General features: G+C 49.6%; 19 protein-coding genes and 2 riboswitches. All 19 genes read right to left on the reverse strand.

The window, feature by feature from the left end:
• A complete protein-coding gene (locus JWH17_RS15470; RefSeq protein ID WP_205223538.1) occupies nucleotides 1–318 on the reverse strand; it encodes a hypothetical protein in 318 nt (105 codons plus the stop codon).
• A gap of 145 nt (nucleotides 319–463) precedes the next feature.
• Nucleotides 464–736 (reverse strand): hypothetical protein, encoded by a 273-nt coding sequence (locus JWH17_RS15475; RefSeq protein ID WP_205223539.1) that lies wholly within the window; start codon nucleotides 734–736, stop codon nucleotides 464–466.
• Nucleotides 737–864: 128 nt separating this feature from the next.
• Entirely contained in the window at nucleotides 865–1,896 is a 1,032-nt protein-coding gene (locus tag JWH17_RS15480; RefSeq protein ID WP_205223540.1) for a putative manganese transporter, read from the reverse strand.
• A gap of 1 nt (nucleotide 1,897) precedes the next feature.
• Entirely contained in the window at nucleotides 1,898–2,935 is a 1,038-nt protein-coding gene (locus JWH17_RS15485) for an Mrp/NBP35 family ATP-binding protein (protein WP_205223541.1), read from the reverse strand.
• 275 nt (nucleotides 2,936–3,210) lie between these two features.
• Entirely contained in the window at nucleotides 3,211–3,660 is a 450-nt protein-coding gene (locus JWH17_RS15490) for a NifB/NifX family molybdenum-iron cluster-binding protein (RefSeq protein ID WP_205223542.1), read from the reverse strand.
• Between the two features lie 90 nt (nucleotides 3,661–3,750).
• Nucleotides 3,751–4,680 (reverse strand): MBL fold metallo-hydrolase, encoded by a 930-nt coding sequence (locus JWH17_RS15495; RefSeq protein WP_205223543.1) that lies wholly within the window; start codon nucleotides 4,678–4,680, stop codon nucleotides 3,751–3,753.
• 70 nt (nucleotides 4,681–4,750) lie between these two features.
• Nucleotides 4,751–4,824, reverse strand: a riboswitch (cyclic di-GMP riboswitch).
• A 173-nt stretch (nucleotides 4,825–4,997) separates the two neighbouring features.
• On the reverse strand, nucleotides 4,998–5,582 hold the full coding sequence (locus tag JWH17_RS15500; protein WP_205223544.1) for a class I SAM-dependent methyltransferase: 585 nt from the start codon (nucleotides 5,580–5,582) through the stop codon (nucleotides 4,998–5,000).
• A 6-nt stretch (nucleotides 5,583–5,588) separates the two neighbouring features.
• A complete protein-coding gene (cobJ, locus tag JWH17_RS15505; RefSeq protein ID WP_205223545.1) occupies nucleotides 5,589–6,359 on the reverse strand; it encodes a precorrin-3B C(17)-methyltransferase in 771 nt (256 codons plus the stop codon).
• 20 nt (nucleotides 6,360–6,379) lie between these two features.
• Entirely contained in the window at nucleotides 6,380–7,360 is a 981-nt protein-coding gene (locus JWH17_RS15510) for a cobalt-precorrin 5A hydrolase (RefSeq protein WP_205223546.1), read from the reverse strand.
• 18 nt (nucleotides 7,361–7,378) lie between these two features.
• Nucleotides 7,379–8,161, reverse strand: coding sequence for a precorrin-4 C(11)-methyltransferase (cobM, locus tag JWH17_RS15515; RefSeq protein ID WP_205223547.1), 783 nt, complete (start codon nucleotides 8,159–8,161; stop codon nucleotides 7,379–7,381).
• Entirely contained in the window at nucleotides 8,158–8,922 is a 765-nt protein-coding gene (gene cobI, locus JWH17_RS15520) for a precorrin-2 C(20)-methyltransferase (protein WP_205223548.1), read from the reverse strand. Before cobI ends, cobM begins: the two co-directional genes overlap by 4 nt.
• Nucleotides 8,919–10,130: a precorrin-6y C5,15-methyltransferase (decarboxylating) subunit CbiE gene (gene cbiE, locus JWH17_RS15525; protein WP_205223549.1), complete on the reverse strand. Its 1,212-nt coding sequence runs from the start codon at nucleotides 10,128–10,130 to the stop codon at nucleotides 8,919–8,921. The genes cobI and cbiE overlap by 4 nt, the downstream gene beginning before the upstream one ends.
• Nucleotides 10,117–11,211: a cobalt-precorrin-5B (C(1))-methyltransferase gene (locus tag JWH17_RS15530; protein WP_205223550.1), complete on the reverse strand. Its 1,095-nt coding sequence runs from the start codon at nucleotides 11,209–11,211 to the stop codon at nucleotides 10,117–10,119. The genes cbiE and JWH17_RS15530 overlap by 14 nt, the downstream gene beginning before the upstream one ends.
• 5 nt (nucleotides 11,212–11,216) lie before the next feature.
• The gene (locus JWH17_RS15535) at nucleotides 11,217–11,846 is read right to left on the reverse strand and encodes a precorrin-8X methylmutase (protein WP_205223551.1); all 630 of its coding nucleotides are present in this window, start codon (nucleotides 11,844–11,846) and stop codon (nucleotides 11,217–11,219) included.
• Entirely contained in the window at nucleotides 11,840–13,210 is a 1,371-nt protein-coding gene (locus JWH17_RS15540) for a cobyrinic acid a,c-diamide synthase CobB (protein ID WP_205223552.1), read from the reverse strand. Before JWH17_RS15540 ends, JWH17_RS15535 begins: the two co-directional genes overlap by 7 nt.
• Nucleotides 13,207–14,148: an ABC transporter substrate-binding protein gene (locus JWH17_RS15545; RefSeq protein WP_205223553.1), complete on the reverse strand. Its 942-nt coding sequence runs from the start codon at nucleotides 14,146–14,148 to the stop codon at nucleotides 13,207–13,209. Before JWH17_RS15545 ends, JWH17_RS15540 begins: the two co-directional genes overlap by 4 nt.
• Nucleotides 14,142–14,972 carry an ABC transporter ATP-binding protein gene (locus JWH17_RS15550; RefSeq protein WP_205223554.1) on the reverse strand — a complete coding sequence of 277 codons (831 nt, stop codon included), beginning with the start codon at nucleotides 14,970–14,972 and terminating at the stop codon, nucleotides 14,142–14,144. The genes JWH17_RS15545 and JWH17_RS15550 overlap by 7 nt, the downstream gene beginning before the upstream one ends.
• Nucleotides 14,953–15,993 carry a FecCD family ABC transporter permease gene (locus JWH17_RS15555; protein ID WP_205223555.1) on the reverse strand — a complete coding sequence of 347 codons (1,041 nt, stop codon included), beginning with the start codon at nucleotides 15,991–15,993 and terminating at the stop codon, nucleotides 14,953–14,955. Before JWH17_RS15555 ends, JWH17_RS15550 begins: the two co-directional genes overlap by 20 nt.
• A 1-nt stretch (nucleotide 15,994) precedes the next feature.
• On the reverse strand, nucleotides 15,995–16,897 hold the full coding sequence (locus JWH17_RS15560) for a sirohydrochlorin cobaltochelatase (RefSeq protein ID WP_205223556.1): 903 nt from the start codon (nucleotides 16,895–16,897) through the stop codon (nucleotides 15,995–15,997).
• A 492-nt stretch (nucleotides 16,898–17,389) separates the two neighbouring features.
• Nucleotides 17,390–17,574: riboswitch (cobalamin riboswitch) on the reverse strand.
• Nucleotides 17,575–17,807: the final 233 nt, after the last annotated feature.

Below are 17,807 nucleotides of genomic sequence, written 5' to 3' on the forward strand. Positions count from 1 at the left end.
TCACTTCTCAGTGTTGAGTATATTGTTGATGAAAGTTTCGATGATATTTTTCCTTTTCGTTTCGATCGTTTGCCGAAGTGTCTCGATATATCGCTGTGTATCCTCTACTGTGAGTTGTGCTTGATTATGCCCATTGGTAATGATAGGTACAATTTCACGCTCCTCCGTTGCACGAATGTGCTCCTTAAGCTCAGTGAGTATATTTTGTGCCTCCTGCTTGGCCTCATGTATACGCTTGGTAGCTTTTTGTTCAGCACGTTCAACGTTTCTTCTTGCCGCTTCATCGGCAGAAAGTATCTGCTCAATCACAAAATTCATAATAGCTTAGATTGCTGGTCAACCAATGGGCATGGGTGGAACCCAAGTACCTGCCATTGATATGGCAGTAATAACGTATTTGCATTTCCTTGCCAGAGCGGCCTAACCCGGATTTTTCATCAATAAAGTTCATGAGAAATTCGGGCTAAGATAATTCGCTGTCTTGTGGTTGCTTGTTGCAACGAGCAAGTTTTGCCAGCGCCTCATCATCACACAGGCCGTGTTCTTCAGAAACCAGTATTCCGGATGTAGCATCGGCAAACCACCATCGTCTTTTTGGACGACCGTCAATAAACAAGCGAGCACGATTACTGATAACGAGCATGCCTTGTTTCTTCGCCTGTTTACGAATTTGCTTCCCTGTTTTTTCAAAATCTTTGAAAACCTTTTTGTCGGCTGCTGTAGTATTTGCGCTCATCGTTTTCTCCTCAAGTCAAAGGTGTAACAGCACATGTAGGTCCAGAATGTTATCTGTTAGATAAAAGTTTCTTCACTCACTATAAATTATATCATAATGATTAAGATCATTGATTTTTTTTTTATAGTTCACCATCCCGATAAATATCCCACCAGTCCAGACAAAAGTCCGACCACGAAGTTGATTGTCTTCACTTTTCCGAAATCCCAACGTGATTCGGCAAGTAAAGGCAACATGCCATGACCATCCTGGACAACGGAACTTGCTAAAAAAATACTAAATGGAATGGCACCCTCAACAAAAAGGGTGAGAAACAGGAGGTGGGGGCCTGATTCCGGAATAAGCCCAACAAGACAGGCTATTAGCAAGACTACCAGCTGGTGCTCCTGCATCCAGCCTTCAAGGTGGAGATGGTTCACCAAAATATGCATGAGCAGCAGAGCCGCAAAAGTCCACATAAACACTTTTGGCAGATGGGCTTTCACAACATGGTCCCAAAGGTGCTCTTCAAGAAAATGATCAGGAACGGTTGAGACAATGAACAGCGCGATAGAAGTAAGAAGGAGCAGGGTGATTCGTATCCAGTTCCAGCTTGCAGGGCCCAATTGACCCGTCACCACCGCAAAAAGAAACATCAGTAACGTACCTGTCAGAATTCCTCGGGAAGAAGAACACCGGGTCCATTGCTCTATGATGTGACCCCGAGGGAAACAGCAGCAGGCTTCTTCCTCGTGAACGTGAAATTCAGTATGACAGATGGCGTTTTGTGATATTTTTCCGTCCAAAAAAAGATCTGTTACATAGCCGGCAGCAATACCTATAAAAAAAAGGAGGATAAAAACAAAAGGCGCCTGGTGCGGAATCATGGACAGCATAATAAATGATTCATCACCACTTGTGGCAACCATTGCCACAACCAGTGCTCCCAGGCTTATCTCCTTATGCAGGTACAACGAAACAACCGTAAAGGCCCCCAGGCATCCCGGCGTTGCTCCCAACAAGGATGCAAGCAAGTATTGGCGCCAGCGACCGCCTCGCAGCCATTGCTGCCAGACACCCTGTGATAAGACGTTCAGGTACTCAATGATCAACATCATCATGAACACAAAACCGCTTATCATAAGGGCGTGTGTGGTTATGTGTTGCAACGAAGTTATCACGTTACTGTTGACGAACTGCAATATTTTTGGCAATTTCTTGGAAAACAACACCTGTTGTGGAATGTGGTGCTGATACCATCAAGGGTACCCCGCTATCACCACCTTGTCCCAGGGCTAAATCAAGCGGAATTGTACCTATCAGTGGGATATTGGCCTCCTCGCTCAGCCGTTTCCCACCTCCTTTGCCAAAAATTTCAATTGGCTGTTCTGTGTGACCGCAGAGAAAATAAGACATGTTCTCAACCAGGCCGACAATGGAATGACCGGTTTTGTTAAACAGAGAAATGGATCGGCGAACATCAGCCAAGGCGACTTCCTGGGGTGTGGTTATCATTAAGATTGAACATTTGGGAAGAGCCTTGGCAATGGTGATTGATGGGTCTCCGGTTCCGGGGGGAAGGTCTATGACCAGGTAATCAAGTTCGCCCCATTTTACTTGATCAAGCATCTGATGGAGTATTTTTGTTACAAGTGGTCCTCGCCAGATGAATGCATCGTTTTGTCCGGCAGTCATCCCCAGCGACATGATACGCATCCCATATTTGTCTATGGGAATGATCATGTTGTTTTCCTGATCTACCGCTTCTCTAATATCAAGCATCAAGGGGACACTTGGCCCATAGACGTCAGCATCCAATAAACCGACTTTGTACCCTTTCTCAACAAGTGCCAGCGCCACGTTGACGGCAATGGTGGTTTTACCGACTCCACCCTTGCCGCTTGCCACAGCAAGGAAGTGCTTTACTTTTTCAATGCCTTTTAATGGGGCCTTGGGAAATAATCGGGCAGATTCTTCTTTGCTGAGAGCAACGACCTTTACCAGGACAGAAGAGACCTCGGGCAATGCACCTACTACCTTCTTAATTTCCCCCATGAGTATATTTTTCAAAGGAGAAGTATCACTTTTTAGGGCCAGGGTAAGACTAACGATCCCATCCTGTATTGAAACGTTGCGTATCAAGCCAAGGTCAACAAGGCTTTTTTTAAATTTTGGATGTAGAACAGGGCGTAAGGATTCTACAATGTGTTGTTCATCCATCACTTTCACTCCTTTCTTTTCCAGGGAGGGGGCCATGGAAATAGTCGGCTATCTTGAATAATTACCATTTATACTGATCACCCGGAGTCTTGCGCGTACCTCGCTATGCTGATTTTATGCTCGGTAGTAGCGTTGACGCCGATAGTAAGTAGATGCCTGTGGCAAAAATTATCGCATGCCTCGGCGTCATTGCTTACCTGCCTGAGAACTCAATTGCTGATAATTTAAGATACTCTGCCGTTTACGATGTCTTTTAAATTTGGATTTTCAAAATGTTAGCGGCGTCTTCTCCCGCCACCTCCCATCCCTTGTCCTCCTCCACCGCCCATACCACGGCCCATACCTCTTCCTCCTCCTCCCTGCATACGGGGAGAAGCACCTGCTGCTGAAGAAGTTTCACTGTATGTGCCATTTTTGAATTTGACCAGAGCCTGACTCACTGTATCTTGAGAAGACACGCCCTCGAATAATTTGATATTTGTTTTTTGGAGCACACTCATGGAGTTGGGGCCCACACGGCCGGTAAGTACAGCGTCAACACTTTTATCTGTCACCAGCTGAGCAGCGCTAATTCCTGCTCCTTGTCCCTGGTTGGCAGCAGTGTTTTCAACTGCCTCAAACGTACCGGTGTCTGTATCAACAATCAAAAACCAGGGGGCACGCCCAAATCTAGCGTCTACTCTTGCTTCAAGTTCTTTTCCTGCTGCTGTTATGCAAAGCTTCATATCTTCCTCCATTCATTCTTAAAAGAGTGTGTTGGTGGATAGTGCAACAAGCGATTTTGCAATATTACATATCCATTTCCTTGCTTTTTATTAGACATTTTCAGCCAGATACGAGTTCGTGTAGGCTCTTCCCCGTTCATACTCTTCATGCCAGTGGGGGCGTACTGGAAATGTCTCGTATAATTGAGTTCTATCGGCTTCCAGCAGTTGAGGTTTTTTACCCATAAAATCAGCAGCACAATAAATATGCTTCCCTGTTTTTGCAGAGAGTGCTTCAAGCCATTGAGGCCCCTGTTGATCACGCATGAGGTGATGGTCAAGAATGAGCATTTTTGAATTTTTGGCTAAATGGAGTGCATTTCTCCAGGCAACTTGGCGCAGCTCTCCAGAGAGTTTTTCAAGGTAGAGAGGTGGCCCTGCAGCTAAAATTACGTCTGCTTGCCAGCCTATGATGCAATCAATAGTGTCGGGATCCAGCAACTGAATATCTGAGCCATGGACAAAAACGCTGTGACCTAAATCAATCCGTGTCATCATAACCCTCCCCTGTTTGCTCTTTTCAACACCATGGGGAACAGCTTGAGAAAAGGTCAAGGGACCATCTGTAAGTGACTCGGCCACATGAAAATTCTTGCCAAAAAAAAATTGCAGATCTTGACCGCGCCGTTCTATTTTTCCAGGGGGTGAGTCAATTGATTTACTCCAGCAGCGGAGCTTCTGAACATTTTCAGGAAGATCCTGTAATGCCAACTGATAGCAATTGGCCTCCTTGAAAGGGATATGGTCGCCATGAAAATGACTGAATACAACATCCGTTGCTTCGACCAGATTTTCAATAATGCGTCTTCGTACCCGTTCGCCTGCTGCTACCTGGATGGGGTGAGGAAGAAGAGCGTGGCGGATATAGCCCAATGCCACACCGGGATCGATGAGAATCTTGCGGTTTTTGGTTGTGATAAAACAACTTAGGCCTCGAACCCCTAAAGATTCAGTGCCGATAATTTCAATGGATTCATTCATTGAATGTATGATCCCATCTCAATTTAAATAGAAAAAAACCGGGCATAAAAAAAGCCGAGCTACCTAATGTTCTGGTAACTCGGCTATCTCTGAAGACCCGTAGCTTTCCGTCCCTGTCTTCCGGCAGGTTTGGCTTTATCTTCTTCCAACCATATGAATCAATGTGTACTTTTCAAGGGAACAAAGTGGTATTTGTTTGAGAAAAAACAATAAATTAGCCACTGTAAAGCCGGGAGATGGGAAAAGAGATGCAATGGATGAATAAAGTCGGTTGGTCGACCGACTTTATTAAAGGGTATGGTCAATAAAGGATGAGATCAGGCACCAGGTTTTTTAGCTGTAACAAAATAATGGTATTCCAGGAGATCGTGTTCAGTGACCAGGTGGAAATCTGCCTGTTGCAGTTGTTCGCTTACCGTCTTGGGACTGATCCGTATCGACACAGGTGGCCCCATGGGAGTTTCCTCTTTTTTCCAGTCAATAACCAGGATAGCTCCCCCGGGCTTGAGGAGACGCCGGCTTTCCTTGAGCATGGTCAGGGGGGAATCAAGCTCGTGGTGCAGGTTAATCATGTAGACAAGATCGGCTATACCGTCGGCAAGGGGAATACTGTTTTCTTCTGAACGGATAACGCGAATTCGTCCTGCATAGCGGGTCGGTATATTGGTCTCCATCCATTCTATTAATTCCGGAGCGGTGTCACACGCATAGACGGTCGCTTTTGGAACCTTGTCGCTCAACGGCATGGCAAAGAAACCCGCACCAGCACCAATGTCGACTAAAATCTCAGGGGCGCTCAGGTTCAGCGTATCCCATATCAGGTCAGGATTCTGGAAGACCTTCCTGCCCGGATCAGTCAGCTTCTGAATTTTTTTTGGGTTGAATTTTTTTCCTGTATTCATGATGCATTATAAGCCATATTTTTTGCTGTATCCCCGAGGAGTAATCATTTTGTCATTCCAGAGAAAGGTCTGCGAGTTACCGATGATAATCGTGGTCTGCATCCCGATTTCTTTTTTCAGCATATCTTCAAGGGTGGTCAGCACCACTGATTCGTTATCCCTTGAAGCGCCCTGGACAATCCCCACCGGGGTGTTGGGATCTCGATATTCCATAAAAATTTCCTGGGCACGTACAATTTGATTGGTCCTTTTTTTGGATTTAGGATTATAGATCGCCACCACAAAATCTGCAGAGGCCGCTGCCTGGAGGCGTTTTTCAATGACCTCCCACGGCGTCATCAGGTCAGAGAGGCTGATGGCTGCAAAGTCATGCATGAGCGGCGCACCTAAAATGGCTGCGCAGCCGTTGAGCGCTGCTATGCCAGGAATGACCTCGATATTGACTGGAGAATCTACTGCCTTGGCTAGCTCAAAGGCCAGACCAGCAAGAGCATAAATGCCAGGATCTCCACCGCAGACCAGCGCCACATTTTTCCCTGTTTCTGCAAGCTCCAACGCCTTACGGCAGCGGTCGATTTCCTGCATCATCGAAGAGGAAATGACTTCTGCTTTTGCTGGGATACAATCTTTTACCAGATCCAGGTAGGTACGATAGCCGATGACGACATCAGCGGTGGTTATAGCCTTTTCAGCTCTGGGGGCCATCAGGTCATGAGCTCCTGGGCCAATGCCGACAACAAAGAGAGTTGGTTGGTTTTCCGGTGTTGAGTGCGCCATGTTGTGTTGTTATTTCCTTGTTATTGTGTTGTAAAAGGGGTGGGTATTTCTGCCACTGCCGTGGTTGCTCCTTGCCATTTCATCTTGCCGACGAGTAGCGAAGTTGCACCTGCTGCAAGCATTGCCGCTGGTTCAGCAACCGCTTTTGCACCGGTTACGCGCAGGACGGTCGGCGAAGCTGTGATTCCAGGTACGGTGTTGAGTTCCTCGCTGGTGAAAAAACGAAGGTTCAGCTGTTTGCCGGCGGCAGCTGTAAGAAGCCCTTGTTCGTCCTGCTTTAGGGTGATGGAGGCGATGAGAGCAATGGATTGCGGGGCGAGATTGTGTTTTTTGCAGGTAGCCTCTATACATTGCTCAATGAGGGCCGCAGGGGTTCCGCGTTTACAACCGATACCGAATACTAATGTTTTCGGATGAAGGAGCGCCGCGTCAGTCTGTATTTCGGCAAGGCTGGTTATGATGAGGTCTGCTGACTCCACTGTCTCTGTTTGAATCAGATCCGGAGGGAGCGGGGGTAATGGATACCGGCTATACACCTGCAGTGAGCCTGTATCAACAAGTTTTCCCATTTTTTGGGTAAAGCGTGTTTTGTTGCCGATCACCAGGTCAAGCTCCCTGCACCAGAGGTCAAGGGCTGTTTGGCCAAGGACATCAGAAGCCGTGGTTATCACTGCCTGACCGCCTGTCGCGTCTGCTACCCTCTCAGCCAGAGCATTTGCCCCGCCTAAGTGACCGGAAAGGAGCGAAACCGCAAATTTGCCCTGCTCGTCACAGACCACCACTGCCGGATCCTTGCTTTTATCCTTGAGCAGCGGGGCAACGGTACGGACGACAATACCGGTAGCCATGATGCAGATAATGCCTTCGTACCTGGTCCAGACCGTTTCCAGTGTGGTGCGCAGTTTGCCTTTGCATGGAAAAAAGTCGGCTTCCAGTTGTCCTGCAAGCTGCTCGCCGAGCAGGGTCGCACCTTTGGTAATGGCTAATATGGCATATTTCATAGCAAGGGTTGGCGAATGCTATCGGTATTCGTGTTTGAACTTGGTGTCGTAGAGCTTTGAGGCAATGGTGCTCTCCATGTCCAGGGCCGGGCCGACAATGATCATGGCTGTTTTTTTTATGCCGGATGCTTTAATTTTTTCATCAATGTTTGCCAGGGTGCCGGTCAGCTTTTTTTCTTCGGGCCAGCTTGCCTTTTCAACCACAGCCACCGGAGTTTCCGGCGTATAGCCTCCGTCAATGAGGTCGGCAGCAACTTTGTCCATCATGGAGACACTGAGGAAAATGCACATGGTAGCCTGTGCGGCTGCAAGATTACGGAGAGATTCCCTCTCCGGTACCGGGGTACGGCCTGCCTGCCGAGTGAGAATGACTGTTTGGGTTACCTCAGGCACGGTCAGTTCTTTTTTGAGGGTGGCGGCGGTGGCAAAGGCTGAGCTGACCCCGGGGACAACCTCGTAAGGTATCTCTTCCTTGTCAAGCCATTGCATCTGTTCACGAATAGCACCGTAAATGGCAGGATCGCCGGTGTGGAGGCGGACAACCTTTTGTCCTTTGCGGTAGCCTGCTATGATGTGCTTCAGGATTTGCTCAAGATCCATACCCGCACTGTCAAAACATTCACCTTGTACGCCGGTCAGCAGTTCCTTGTTTACCAGGCTGCCTGCGTAAATAATCAGGTCTGCCTGGTCAAGCAGGCGACGTCCCTTAAGGGTGATCAGCTCCGGATCTCCCGGACCGGCACCAAGGAAAACAACGGGGTGAGAAGGGGGCTGGGATATTGTAGAGTCCTGTACTGTCATTGTTCTACCTGTATGTGCTTTTTTCTTATAACCATGGTGGAAAAATAATGCAGATCTTTGCCCACGGCGGTGCGGATATCGGTGTAGACTGTTTGGCCGGGAAGACCAAAGCGTTCAAACAGCACTGCATTGTCAACCATGTCCAGCTCGGTGAGCAAGGCAACCAGGGTATCCATTTTACGATGCACCTTCATGAGCACTATGGCATCAAGGGTGGTCAGGATGTCTCTGAGCCTGTCATCGTCAAAGGCTGCCGGGACTACAGTGAGTACGTCGTTACCAAGTGCCAGCGGGGACGACAGGCCCGCGGCACAGGCGGCCATGGCTGTGATCCCCGGGACGACAGTAACCTGCACGTCAGGGCGCTTTTCCTGGATCATCGGCAGCAGATAAAAAGCGGTGGAATAGAGTGTTGGATCGCCCAAGGTGGGAAAAACGACATCTTCTCCCAGGTCAAGATACTTTATGACTTCAGCAGCGGAGACGCGCCAGGCATCAAGGAGGCGCGGGTCGAGCGTCTCTCCCATAAAAACCTTCTTCATGGCAAAATCCAGGTCAAGAATTTTTTTACCTGAAGCATCTATGAGGCCGCCGGCAATCTGCAGAGCACTAGAGCCGTTGGTGTTCTTTGATTTAGGGACGGCCCATATTGCAGTATCTTCCAAGATACGGCCTGCTTTATAGGTGATCAATTCAGGGTCGCCTGGACCGATGCCGACAAGGTAGAGTCGGCCAATCGGCTTTGTGTTTTCCGTGCTCATGAGCTGCCTGTGATTATAGTGATAGGATTAAAAATGGTTGGTTGTCGTTCGTTTTTTTCTTTTCTTGTCACCGCAATTGTAGCTGTTTCAACCAGGAGCCCATGTCGCTGGAGACAGTCAGGCGCTTGTTCAGCTGTTTTTTGAAGGACTGCATTCACAACAATTTTTCCGCCCTTGGCTAGCTTTGGTGCAGAATGAGCAATGATGGGCTCCAGATGACTGCCACTGCCGCCAATAAATATGCGGTCAGGCGAGGGGAGTTCTAGCAGGGCTTGCGGAGCTTCTCCGCAAACAAGGTGCATGTTGTAGGTGTTGAATTCCTTGATGTTGCGCCGAATGTTTTCCTGTTCTTCCGGCTTTTTCTCAATGGTATAGACGGTCAGATCCGGGTTCAGTCTGGCTGCTTCCAGGGAAATGCTGCCCGAACCGCCGCCAATGTCCCAAAAAACGCCTTGCTGCGGTAGGCAGAGTTTATGCAACGATGCTGCTCTGACCTCATTTTTGGTTATCAACCCTCGCGAATGGTGAATGTCGCCTTCATTGAGTCCAAAACAGCTTGTTTGCGATGGAATATTCTTTTGCTCAACCAGTACCATATTCAAAGGGCTGAATTTTTTCCTGCTGATAGACTCAAGGTCCCCTTCGTAGAGGGCCTCGTCTGGAAGCCCAAGGTTTTCCGCCACTCGCATCCGTAATCCATCAATCCGTTTCTGGTCCTGTGTTGCCTCCAATGCTAGTAGCAGTTGTTGTGCAATGAATGCCGGGGTGTTGGTGTTATCGGTGAAAAGCATGGCCTTAGCATGGCCGAGAATCTTTCCCGCGATGTCTCCCGCAGCTCGGCCGTGGAGACTGATCAGGGTTAGGTCATCCCAAGAGATCTTGAATCGCGCGCAGGCAAGCTGGAGAGCGGAAAGTGCGGGGTGAATACGCAGCTGAGAGGGATCGAAATGGCTGAGCAGGGTTTTTCCTATCCCGTAAAAAAGGGGGTCGCCACTGGCTAGGATCGCGACACTACCTAGGTGTAATTGTTGCGTGACCTCGTCCACCATTTGCTGGATCGGTGCGATGGGAATGATCGGCTGGGTAAGTTCACTCAGCATTTTTTGATGCCGGGCTGAAGCTACAACAGCACAGCACCCGGAGATGAGTACTTGTTGCTGCTGGTCGAGAACCGGACCGGCTATGCCTATAAGTTCAATGCGGGACATGATGTACAACTCCATTTTCCGAGGTAACCAGGTAGATGGAAACCGGTAGCTCCGACCACTCTTCAGCCTGTTGCTGCGCTTTTTTGCAGACCGCGTCTACCATGTCTTTACGCCCGGCTGCCATGAGTCGGTCGTAAATTTCCCGGGCGGTATTGGCGTTGGCCATGGCCTGCGCCTTTTCATTTTCCAGACCTAATTTTTCCAGTAGCTCTGCAGCCTGGACAGGTTCCAAGGCACCATTGCGCACATGGGTATGGGGGACCGCTAGCGCTGCTTTGAGTAGCTTGGCCCACATGGTTGACAATATAATAGCTGAAAACCCTTGGCGCTTCGCTGCTTCCAGCGCATACAGCAGGTAGTCGCCCATCATTACCTGCGATTCTTCCGGAAGATGCAGCAATTGCTGTACAGCTTTTTCCGAAGTGCGGCCGGTGGAGAGTATGACCGTCTCCAGGCCCGCTGCTCTTCCGACACTCATTGATGCCTCAATGGTATCGGTCCATGCTTTTGCTGAAATAGGACGTACAATGCCGGTTGTCCCTAAAATGGAGAGACCTCCGACGACCCCTAGTCGATGGTTCAGCGTCTTTTTAGCAAGCTCCTCTCCGTCACGGATAAAGATGGAGACTGTGAGTCGCTGCTCTTGATGTCCTGTTTCTGCAAGAGATTCGGCCACTGCTGTGTGTATCATCTCTCGTGGAACAGGATTAATGGCGGGTTCGCCGACCGAAACCGCTAAACCAGGTTTGGTTACGACGCCGACACCTTCACCGTTTATCAGGTGGATTTGTTCCTTGTGCGGGCTGTCTTTCCCGGTAAACGCAACTTCTGCCCCTATTTCCGCACCATTGGTCACGTCCGGGTCATCGCCGGCATCCTTAACCACTGAGGCCAAAACCCCTTTGCCTGTAGCCAGGCATCGGCATAAAGAAAAGCGATGTCTTGATTTATCGGGAAAGGGAATCTCAACTTCTTCCGGCGCACTGCCGGTTATAAGCTTGAGCACAGCTGCCTTGGCCGCGGCTGCTGCGCAGGCACCGGTGGTGTATCCCGAACGTAATTTTCTATTTTTTTTGTTCACAGCTCTTAGGAGGCTTTGGCAAGGCGAATAAGGGCATTGACCGAAGCTACCGCCACCGGCGTACCACCCTTCCTGCCCAGGGCAACAATATGGGCATATGGCTTTTGCGCCAACAGCTCCTTGGACTCGGCAGCATTCACGAATCCAACCGGTGCACCAATGATCAAGTCTGGAGTAAAGGTTCCTGCCTCGACGAGCTCCATTGCTTTGAGCAACGCAGTGGGTGCATTGCCTACGGCAACAATACCTATATTTTCTTCTACTGCTCTGACAATGGCTGCATCTGATCTGGTGGTCCCGTTTTCTGCTGCCATCGCTGCTGTTTCGGGTTCATTAATGTGGCAGATAACCTTGCCACCGAAGTGTGCCAGCATTGCTTTGGACACGCCACTTGCAGCCATATTCACATCCACCAGGATATTTTTCCCGGAACGAATGGCCGTAAGCCCTGCTTCAATGGCATTATTATGGAAACGCAGATTGTCGGCAAAACTGAAATCACCGGTTGCGTGGATGGTACGTTGCACAACGGCAAACTCTTCCGCTGTAAACGATGTTGGGCCGAGTTCGCTGCTGATAATGCGAAAGCTTTCGGCTTCAATATCCTGAGGGGCGATCTGAAGAATTTCTACCATGATGTATGTGTGGTCAATAGGTTCCGGCAGGTTTGTACAAAGTGCTCTGCCACTTGAGGGGTTCGCCCCCAGTGCAGATGAACGTAGCCTGCCAAGGTATTTTTATAGGTGTAACCTTCCGCTCTGCCATCATCAAGGATGTAGGCGCCGGCGGTAGTGGTATTGTTGGTGATTGCTGAATAATGAAATTCATGTCCATGAAGAACCGTATCTTGAAGGGCAAGGATAGAGTCCTTCACCAGTCGGGGCTGCCTGTAACCCAAGCGTCTCAATCTTGGTTGCATGATTGTGTCAAACTCAAAAACACCGGCCATTGGAAGAGTGATGCCTTCCTTATCGGTTATGGAGCGGGTCAGATACATAAAACCACCGCACTCAGCATAGACCGGGTAACCACGCGAACAAAATGCTTTCACGGCTGCTCGCATGGTGTGATTGTTGCTCAACTGCTCTGCATAGAGTTCAGGATACCCGCCGCCCAGGTAGAGGCCCTGGAGATTTTCCGGCAAGGTGTTGTCTGTAAGAGGGCTGAACTCGACCAGTTCCGCGCCGGCCTCGGCGAGCATGTCGAGATTGTCTTCATAATAAAAACAAAAGGCGCTGTCACGCGCTATTCCAATTCGGACAGGGGCGGTGGGATTCTGCGGCTTGAAGAGAGCCTGATTTTTGCCAGTTGGCGTTGAATCCTCCTGCTTGGCCAACATGAGGAGGTGATCCAGATCAATATGGGTTTCAATAAGTTCAATCAGCTGCTCCATACCTCCCTGCTGCAGCGGGTTCTCTTCCCCCATGTGCAGTCCGAGATGGCGTGAAGGAATCGATATTTCCTCATTGCGGGGAAGAAAGCCGATAATCGGTACCTGGCAGTATTGCTCTACGGCGTCGCTGATCATTTGGCGGTGTTTATCTGAGCCGACCCGGTTGCAGATAACCCCTGCCAATCGGACATTTTCATCCAGGGTGGCAAACCCTTTGATGATGGCAGCGACCGATTCCGCAGCAGATCGAACATCAACCACCAGGATAACCGGCAAGTTGAGCAGGGTAGCCAGCGCAGCAGCAGAACCATCGCCGCCGTCAAAGAGTCCCATGACACCTTCAACAACCGAGCAGTCTCCGTCAGCAGCGTGGCGGCGGTAGGTGGCTTGGGTAAACTCAGGACCGCACATGCGGGCATCAAGGTTCCTGGAGATCCGCCCTGTGACCATTTGGTGCAGGGTGGGGTCGATAAAGTCAGGTCCGCATTTAAATGGCTGAACCTGCATGCCCCGTTTTCGAAGGGCAGCCATAACCCCTAAGGTGACAGTGGTCTTGCCGCAACCGGAATGCGTCCCGGCAATCAGTACGGCTGGGTGGTCTTTCATGTCGATGCTCCTCGGTCGGTAGCCTCTGGATACAGTATTTCCATTATTATGGCGGCAGCATCCAACAGGCTCATGGTTGGCCGAGAAACCAATTTTTCGTCGATGAGAAAAATTTGGTTTTCGCGAACTGCTTTGATCATGGCAAACCCGGCTTCATTACGAATCTCTTCAATGGTCACTGGATTCATGCGTCCTTGCTGGGCAAGAAAGACATCGATCTGGTCTGCCTTGGCCAAAATTCGTTCTTTGCTGTATGCCGCAATATTGGTGGAGCGGACCTGTGGTGCGTCTGCTGCCATATTGATGCCTCCGGCCGTCTCCAGAACAAACATGGCCATGGATTGGGGGGCAAAGGTTTTCATGCGTTTATGAATGGCTTCGAAATAGACTCGCTTGCGCTGAGTCTCAGGAACCGCTGCAAGCTGCTGCTGAAGATCGTGTCGTCGCTGACTGAACAGGCTGATCAGTCCCATGCTTTCCTGCTCTTTGCCGGTCAGCTTGCCCAGGGTCGTCCAGTAGCTCAATAATTCATCAATCCCGGAAGGCTGCAGGGAAGCTACCTGGATGTTGACCTGTTGAAGCCGTTTTATCAACTGCGGATAGCTCCTGCTGATCATTGGGCGGATAAGTACCAGGTCAGGTCGGAGGGCGATAAGACGTTCCGGGTCATCACGGAAATGTACTTTTGCCAGATTCGGCAGCTGATCGTCGCTTCTGCCGGTGGCAATAATAGCGTCTGTTGCTCCCAGGTCCATCAGGTTTCTGGTATGGGCAGGGTAGAGCGATATGATGCGTGTAAATGGTTTTTTAAAGACCAGGGTACGTTTATCGCTGTCTGTGATAACTGTAACTTCGGCCATGGAAGGAGACGTAAAGCTCGAAATGAAAACAAGGGACCAGGCGATTAAAAGAAGAGAAAGACGTTGTCCGGCTAGCATTTTTTTTCCTCCAACGGCAGGCGGAAGCTCACTTGGCGACAGCTGGTGAACTGGTTGTACACAACCTCGGATTCTACTTCGTACACATCGGCAATCACATCGGGTGTCAGAATACTGTCGGTCGTTCCCTGGTATACGATCTTGCCATGTTTAATGAAAATAAGTTCGTCGCAGAAAAAACTGGCCAGGTTGAGATCATGCATAACCGCCACCACATGGATGTCATTATTTTCATAGCGCTGCCTGATGAGGCGGAGAATTTCCAGGCTGTGGTGAATGTCGAGATTGGATGTGGCCTCGTCAAGGAGGAGCACATCCGGATTTTGCGCTAAAGTTCTGGCAAGGGCCACCCGTTGTTTTTCACCGCCTGATAATTGCGTGATTGGACGATCAGCCATTGCACTGATGCCGGTCTCTTGCAGGGCTTTGTCAATTAAGGCAAGGTCCAGCTCGCTGGGCGTTGCAAAACGGTGCATGTGGGGGTGGAGTCCCATTTCCACCGCTTCACGGACGGTAAAACCAAAACGAACCATAAAATCCTGGGGCACGAGGCCAAGCACTCTTGCCAACTGTTTTTTGGGCCACTGGTTGAGTGGTTTTCCCTGGAAAGTTGCCGTGCCGGCGATGGGCTTTAATACACCCGCCAGGATATCAAGCAAGGTGGTCTTGCCGCTGCCGTTGGGGCCGAGAATACCGTAGCAATGACCCGGGAAAAGTTTGAGGTTGATATCTTGTAGTACTTCTGTCTTGCCGTAGCTGAACCGGATACCGGAAAGTGACCACAGGGGAGATGATGTGTCTGTTTTAAAATCCCGCGTTACCATCCTGTTGCCTCTTCTTGAAGATGATGCAGAAAAATGGCCCTCCGAGAAGAGCTGTGAGGACACCAATAGGAACCTCTGCCGGCAGCACTGCACGGGTAATGGTATCAGCAACCAGCAGCAGCATTCCACCTGCAAAAAAGGAAAAAGGGATCAACCGTCGGTTATCGGGGCCTGTGAGGTGGCGCAGCAGGTGGGGAACTATAAGGCCTATAAAGCCAATGATGCCGGCAACCGCAACCGAAAGCGCCGTCATGAGCGTACAGCAGACTAAAAGGAAAATTCTGAGGCGGACAGTATTCACACCCAACGAAACAGAGGTTCTGTCGCCGGTTGCCATGATATTAAGGTCTCTGCCGTAAAAAAAAGCCAGGCCTGTGCCGATCAAGGCAAAGGGGAGAAGGAGAAGAATGTTGTACCAGGATACACCGGAAAGGCTGCCCATGAGCCAGAAGATGATGATGCCCACCTGTTCATCAGCCAAAAATTTAAGAAAGCCGATGGCAGCAGAAAGTATAGCCGCGACTATAACTCCGGCGAGAATGAGATTGGTTGATGACAGGCGACGGTCTCCGGAGGCCAGAAAGAGAACCAACAGCAGGGTGCCAATGCCGCCGGCAAAGGCAAAAATAGGAACCGATACAGCGGGAGGCAGAGCTAGACCGAAAATTTGCAGCACGATGACTAGGGAGGCTCCGAAAGCAGCACCTGTGGAGATGCCGAGGGTGTAGGAATCAGCCAGTGGGTTGAGAAGGATGGCTTGGAAAACCGTCCCGCTGACCCCCAGCATGCCGCCCACCAGCACTGCCGCAACAATGCGTGGCATCCGGACATCGGTAACCACCGTCACTGCCACCGGATCAATGTCCGGCAGCGGTTGCTGTAACAGTTTTGCACTTATGATTCGGACCACATCCATCACCGAAACCGATAAAAATCCCATGGTGGCGGAAACGGCAATTAAAAGAAAAAGTGCCGTGGTCAGAAAAAGAATGGGATATAATTCTTTGGTAACGATATTCATTTTACTGCAACTCGATACCGGCATTTTCTGCTGCCTGGGCAGCGTGTTGAACAAATAATCGGGCGACCGGTGTTTGTTCTCCTAACCCTTTGATCATGGGGATAACCTGGTGTCCTGCTGTGGCCAGCCGTGATTGCCACGAAGCAGGTTGTTGGCTGACCATATCCTTAAGAGCATGGCTGCCTGCAACAATCAGCAGCGGCTTGAGCAATACCTTTTGTGCACCTTGTGTTGCAAGCCCGGCAAGGACCTCATCCAGAGACGGATACCCTTCGACGGTGCCTATATGTATTGGTATTTGCGGATACATGGTCCGCATTCTCGATTCGAGTTCAAGATAGAGACCGCCGGATGGAAAAAAAGGGTTGCCGTGTCCCATATAGACCAGAGCAGCGCCGTGTTTTGCTGCTTGTTTGACATCCTCTTCCAGGGCTTTGGCAAGCTCCAGAATATCATTGCCGTAGGGGTGCGTCGGGCTATAGGTGCCAAGAATCGGTCGCCCGATAACAAGTTTTTCAAACGGCTGCCATCGGGGTTTCATGGTCCGAATTCCTGCCAGTGACTTGACATAGCTCGCCAGGTCATGGAATTCCTCGGCAGGTGCCATTTGGATCGCCTGGACTACTATGGATCTGTATCCCTGATCCTGGAGATTGGCAATGGCAGCCAGCTGGCCCTGCACGGTGAAAATTTCTTCGGGAATAAACGTATTTTTTAGTCTGTACTCGGTATCATGAGCACGTTTCCGCCAGACATTGCGAATGATGTTAGACGTAAAGGCCAGGCGAACCTGTGTGAGGGGGTAGGCTTGCCGGAAACATTCGTGAACTTTCAGCAGGCCGGGCAGGGCCGACTCCTCGGTTGTGCCGAACATGGCAAGTACTATTGCATTTTTTGGGGCCATACTATTTTGCCTTTGTAACCTCTGCGCTTATGGGAAAAGGTATAGGGAGTCAGACGAGCACAAGGTCCTAGCCCGAATTTCTCATGACCTTTTTGATTTCAAACTCAATTAATTGATATTATTGCTTAAAGGCTAATTGTACAATTAACAGTCTGTTTTTCGTTTTAAATCAAAAAGTTCTCCCTTCGGGTCAATAGATTTTTCCGCAGGATCTACGTTACAAACCACTTGCGGTAGTTTACTATCGGAGTCTACGCTTACCCGGAGTCTTCGCTTACCCGGAGTCTTCGCTTACCCGGAGTCTTCGCTTACCCGGAGTCTTCGCTTACCTACTGCGTGGTTTGTGCCTTGCCCTGCGAAAAACTTTATTGATGAGAAATCCGGGCTGGTCTTCACTGTCAATTTGTCAAAAAAAAAACCTGAATCAACTAGAGTGTTGATTCAGGTTATCCCTTTAATCCCTGAGTCGGAGGACCAACTTTTTGCCGGAAGTATGGTCATTTTTTGCAGGCAGGTTTTCTGACTCCCGGATCATTCTCCTCTCACACCTTCCCATTTGCTAAACAAACAGTGGTTTTTTGTGAGATTTGTTCCCGGTTACAGCGGCGGGCCCGTTCCGGATTGTAACCGGATTCCCTTTTTCTATTTCAGTAGAAACCTACAAAATTTGTAACTATTCAGCGAAGATCTAAAAACTGACAATCTACCCCGAACTGTAACTGTTCAGCAGTGCTCCAAATATTCACAAGCTGACCGATTAGCAGATAAGCCCCGACTTCGGTACATCGGTATGCTGGGCGGGCAGATCGTGGAGAGTTGGAGTGCTGCTGAACAGTTACCAAAATTTTCGAGCTAACTTACCTGCAGGTCTCTGGATAGTCAAGCAGGTAATACCCGCTAGTCTAGTGAA

This window comes from Desulfogranum marinum, from assembly GCF_016918565.1.
GTDB classification, from domain to species: domain Bacteria; phylum Desulfobacterota; class Desulfobulbia; order Desulfobulbales; family Desulfobulbaceae; genus Desulfogranum; species Desulfogranum marinum.

Bases quoted from the DNA above. Each gene is read 5' to 3' on its own strand.
- JWH17_RS15540 (WP_205223552.1), bottom strand. From the start codon at position 13,210: ATGAAAGACCACCCAGCCGTACTGATTGCCGGGACGCATTCCGGTTGC.
- JWH17_RS15560 (WP_205223556.1), bottom strand. From the start codon at position 16,897: ATGGCCCCAAAAAATGCAATAGTACTTGCCATGTTCGGCACAACCGAG.
- JWH17_RS15545 (WP_205223553.1), bottom strand. From the start codon at position 14,148: ATGCTAGCCGGACAACGTCTTTCTCTTCTTTTAATCGCCTGGTCCCTT.
- cbiE (WP_205223549.1), bottom strand. From the start codon at position 10,130: ATGTCCCGCATTGAACTTATAGGCATAGCCGGTCCGGTTCTCGACCAG.
- JWH17_RS15555 (WP_205223555.1), bottom strand. From the start codon at position 15,993: ATGAATATCGTTACCAAAGAATTATATCCCATTCTTTTTCTGACCACG.
- JWH17_RS15510 (WP_205223546.1), bottom strand. From the start codon at position 7,360: ATGAAATATGCCATATTAGCCATTACCAAAGGTGCGACCCTGCTCGGC.
- JWH17_RS15485 (WP_205223541.1), bottom strand. From the start codon at position 2,935: ATGGATGAACAACACATTGTAGAATCCTTACGCCCTGTTCTACATCCA.
- JWH17_RS15470 (WP_205223538.1), bottom strand. From the start codon at position 318: ATGAATTTTGTGATTGAGCAGATACTTTCTGCCGATGAAGCGGCAAGA.
- JWH17_RS15535 (WP_205223551.1), bottom strand. From the start codon at position 11,846: ATGGTAGAAATTCTTCAGATCGCCCCTCAGGATATTGAAGCCGAAAGC.
- JWH17_RS15500 (WP_205223544.1), bottom strand. From the start codon at position 5,582: ATGAATACAGGAAAAAAATTCAACCCAAAAAAAATTCAGAAGCTGACT.
- JWH17_RS15495 (WP_205223543.1), bottom strand. From the start codon at position 4,680: ATGAATGAATCCATTGAAATTATCGGCACTGAATCTTTAGGGGTTCGA.
- JWH17_RS15490 (WP_205223542.1), bottom strand. From the start codon at position 3,660: ATGAAGCTTTGCATAACAGCAGCAGGAAAAGAACTTGAAGCAAGAGTA.
- cobI (WP_205223548.1), bottom strand. From the start codon at position 8,922: ATGAGCACGGAAAACACAAAGCCGATTGGCCGACTCTACCTTGTCGGC.
- cobJ (WP_205223545.1), bottom strand. From the start codon at position 6,359: ATGGCGCACTCAACACCGGAAAACCAACCAACTCTCTTTGTTGTCGGC.
- JWH17_RS15475 (WP_205223539.1), bottom strand. From the start codon at position 736: ATGAGCGCAAATACTACAGCAGCCGACAAAAAGGTTTTCAAAGATTTT.
- JWH17_RS15550 (WP_205223554.1), bottom strand. From the start codon at position 14,972: ATGGTAACGCGGGATTTTAAAACAGACACATCATCTCCCCTGTGGTCA.
- cobM (WP_205223547.1), bottom strand. From the start codon at position 8,161: ATGACAGTACAGGACTCTACAATATCCCAGCCCCCTTCTCACCCCGTT.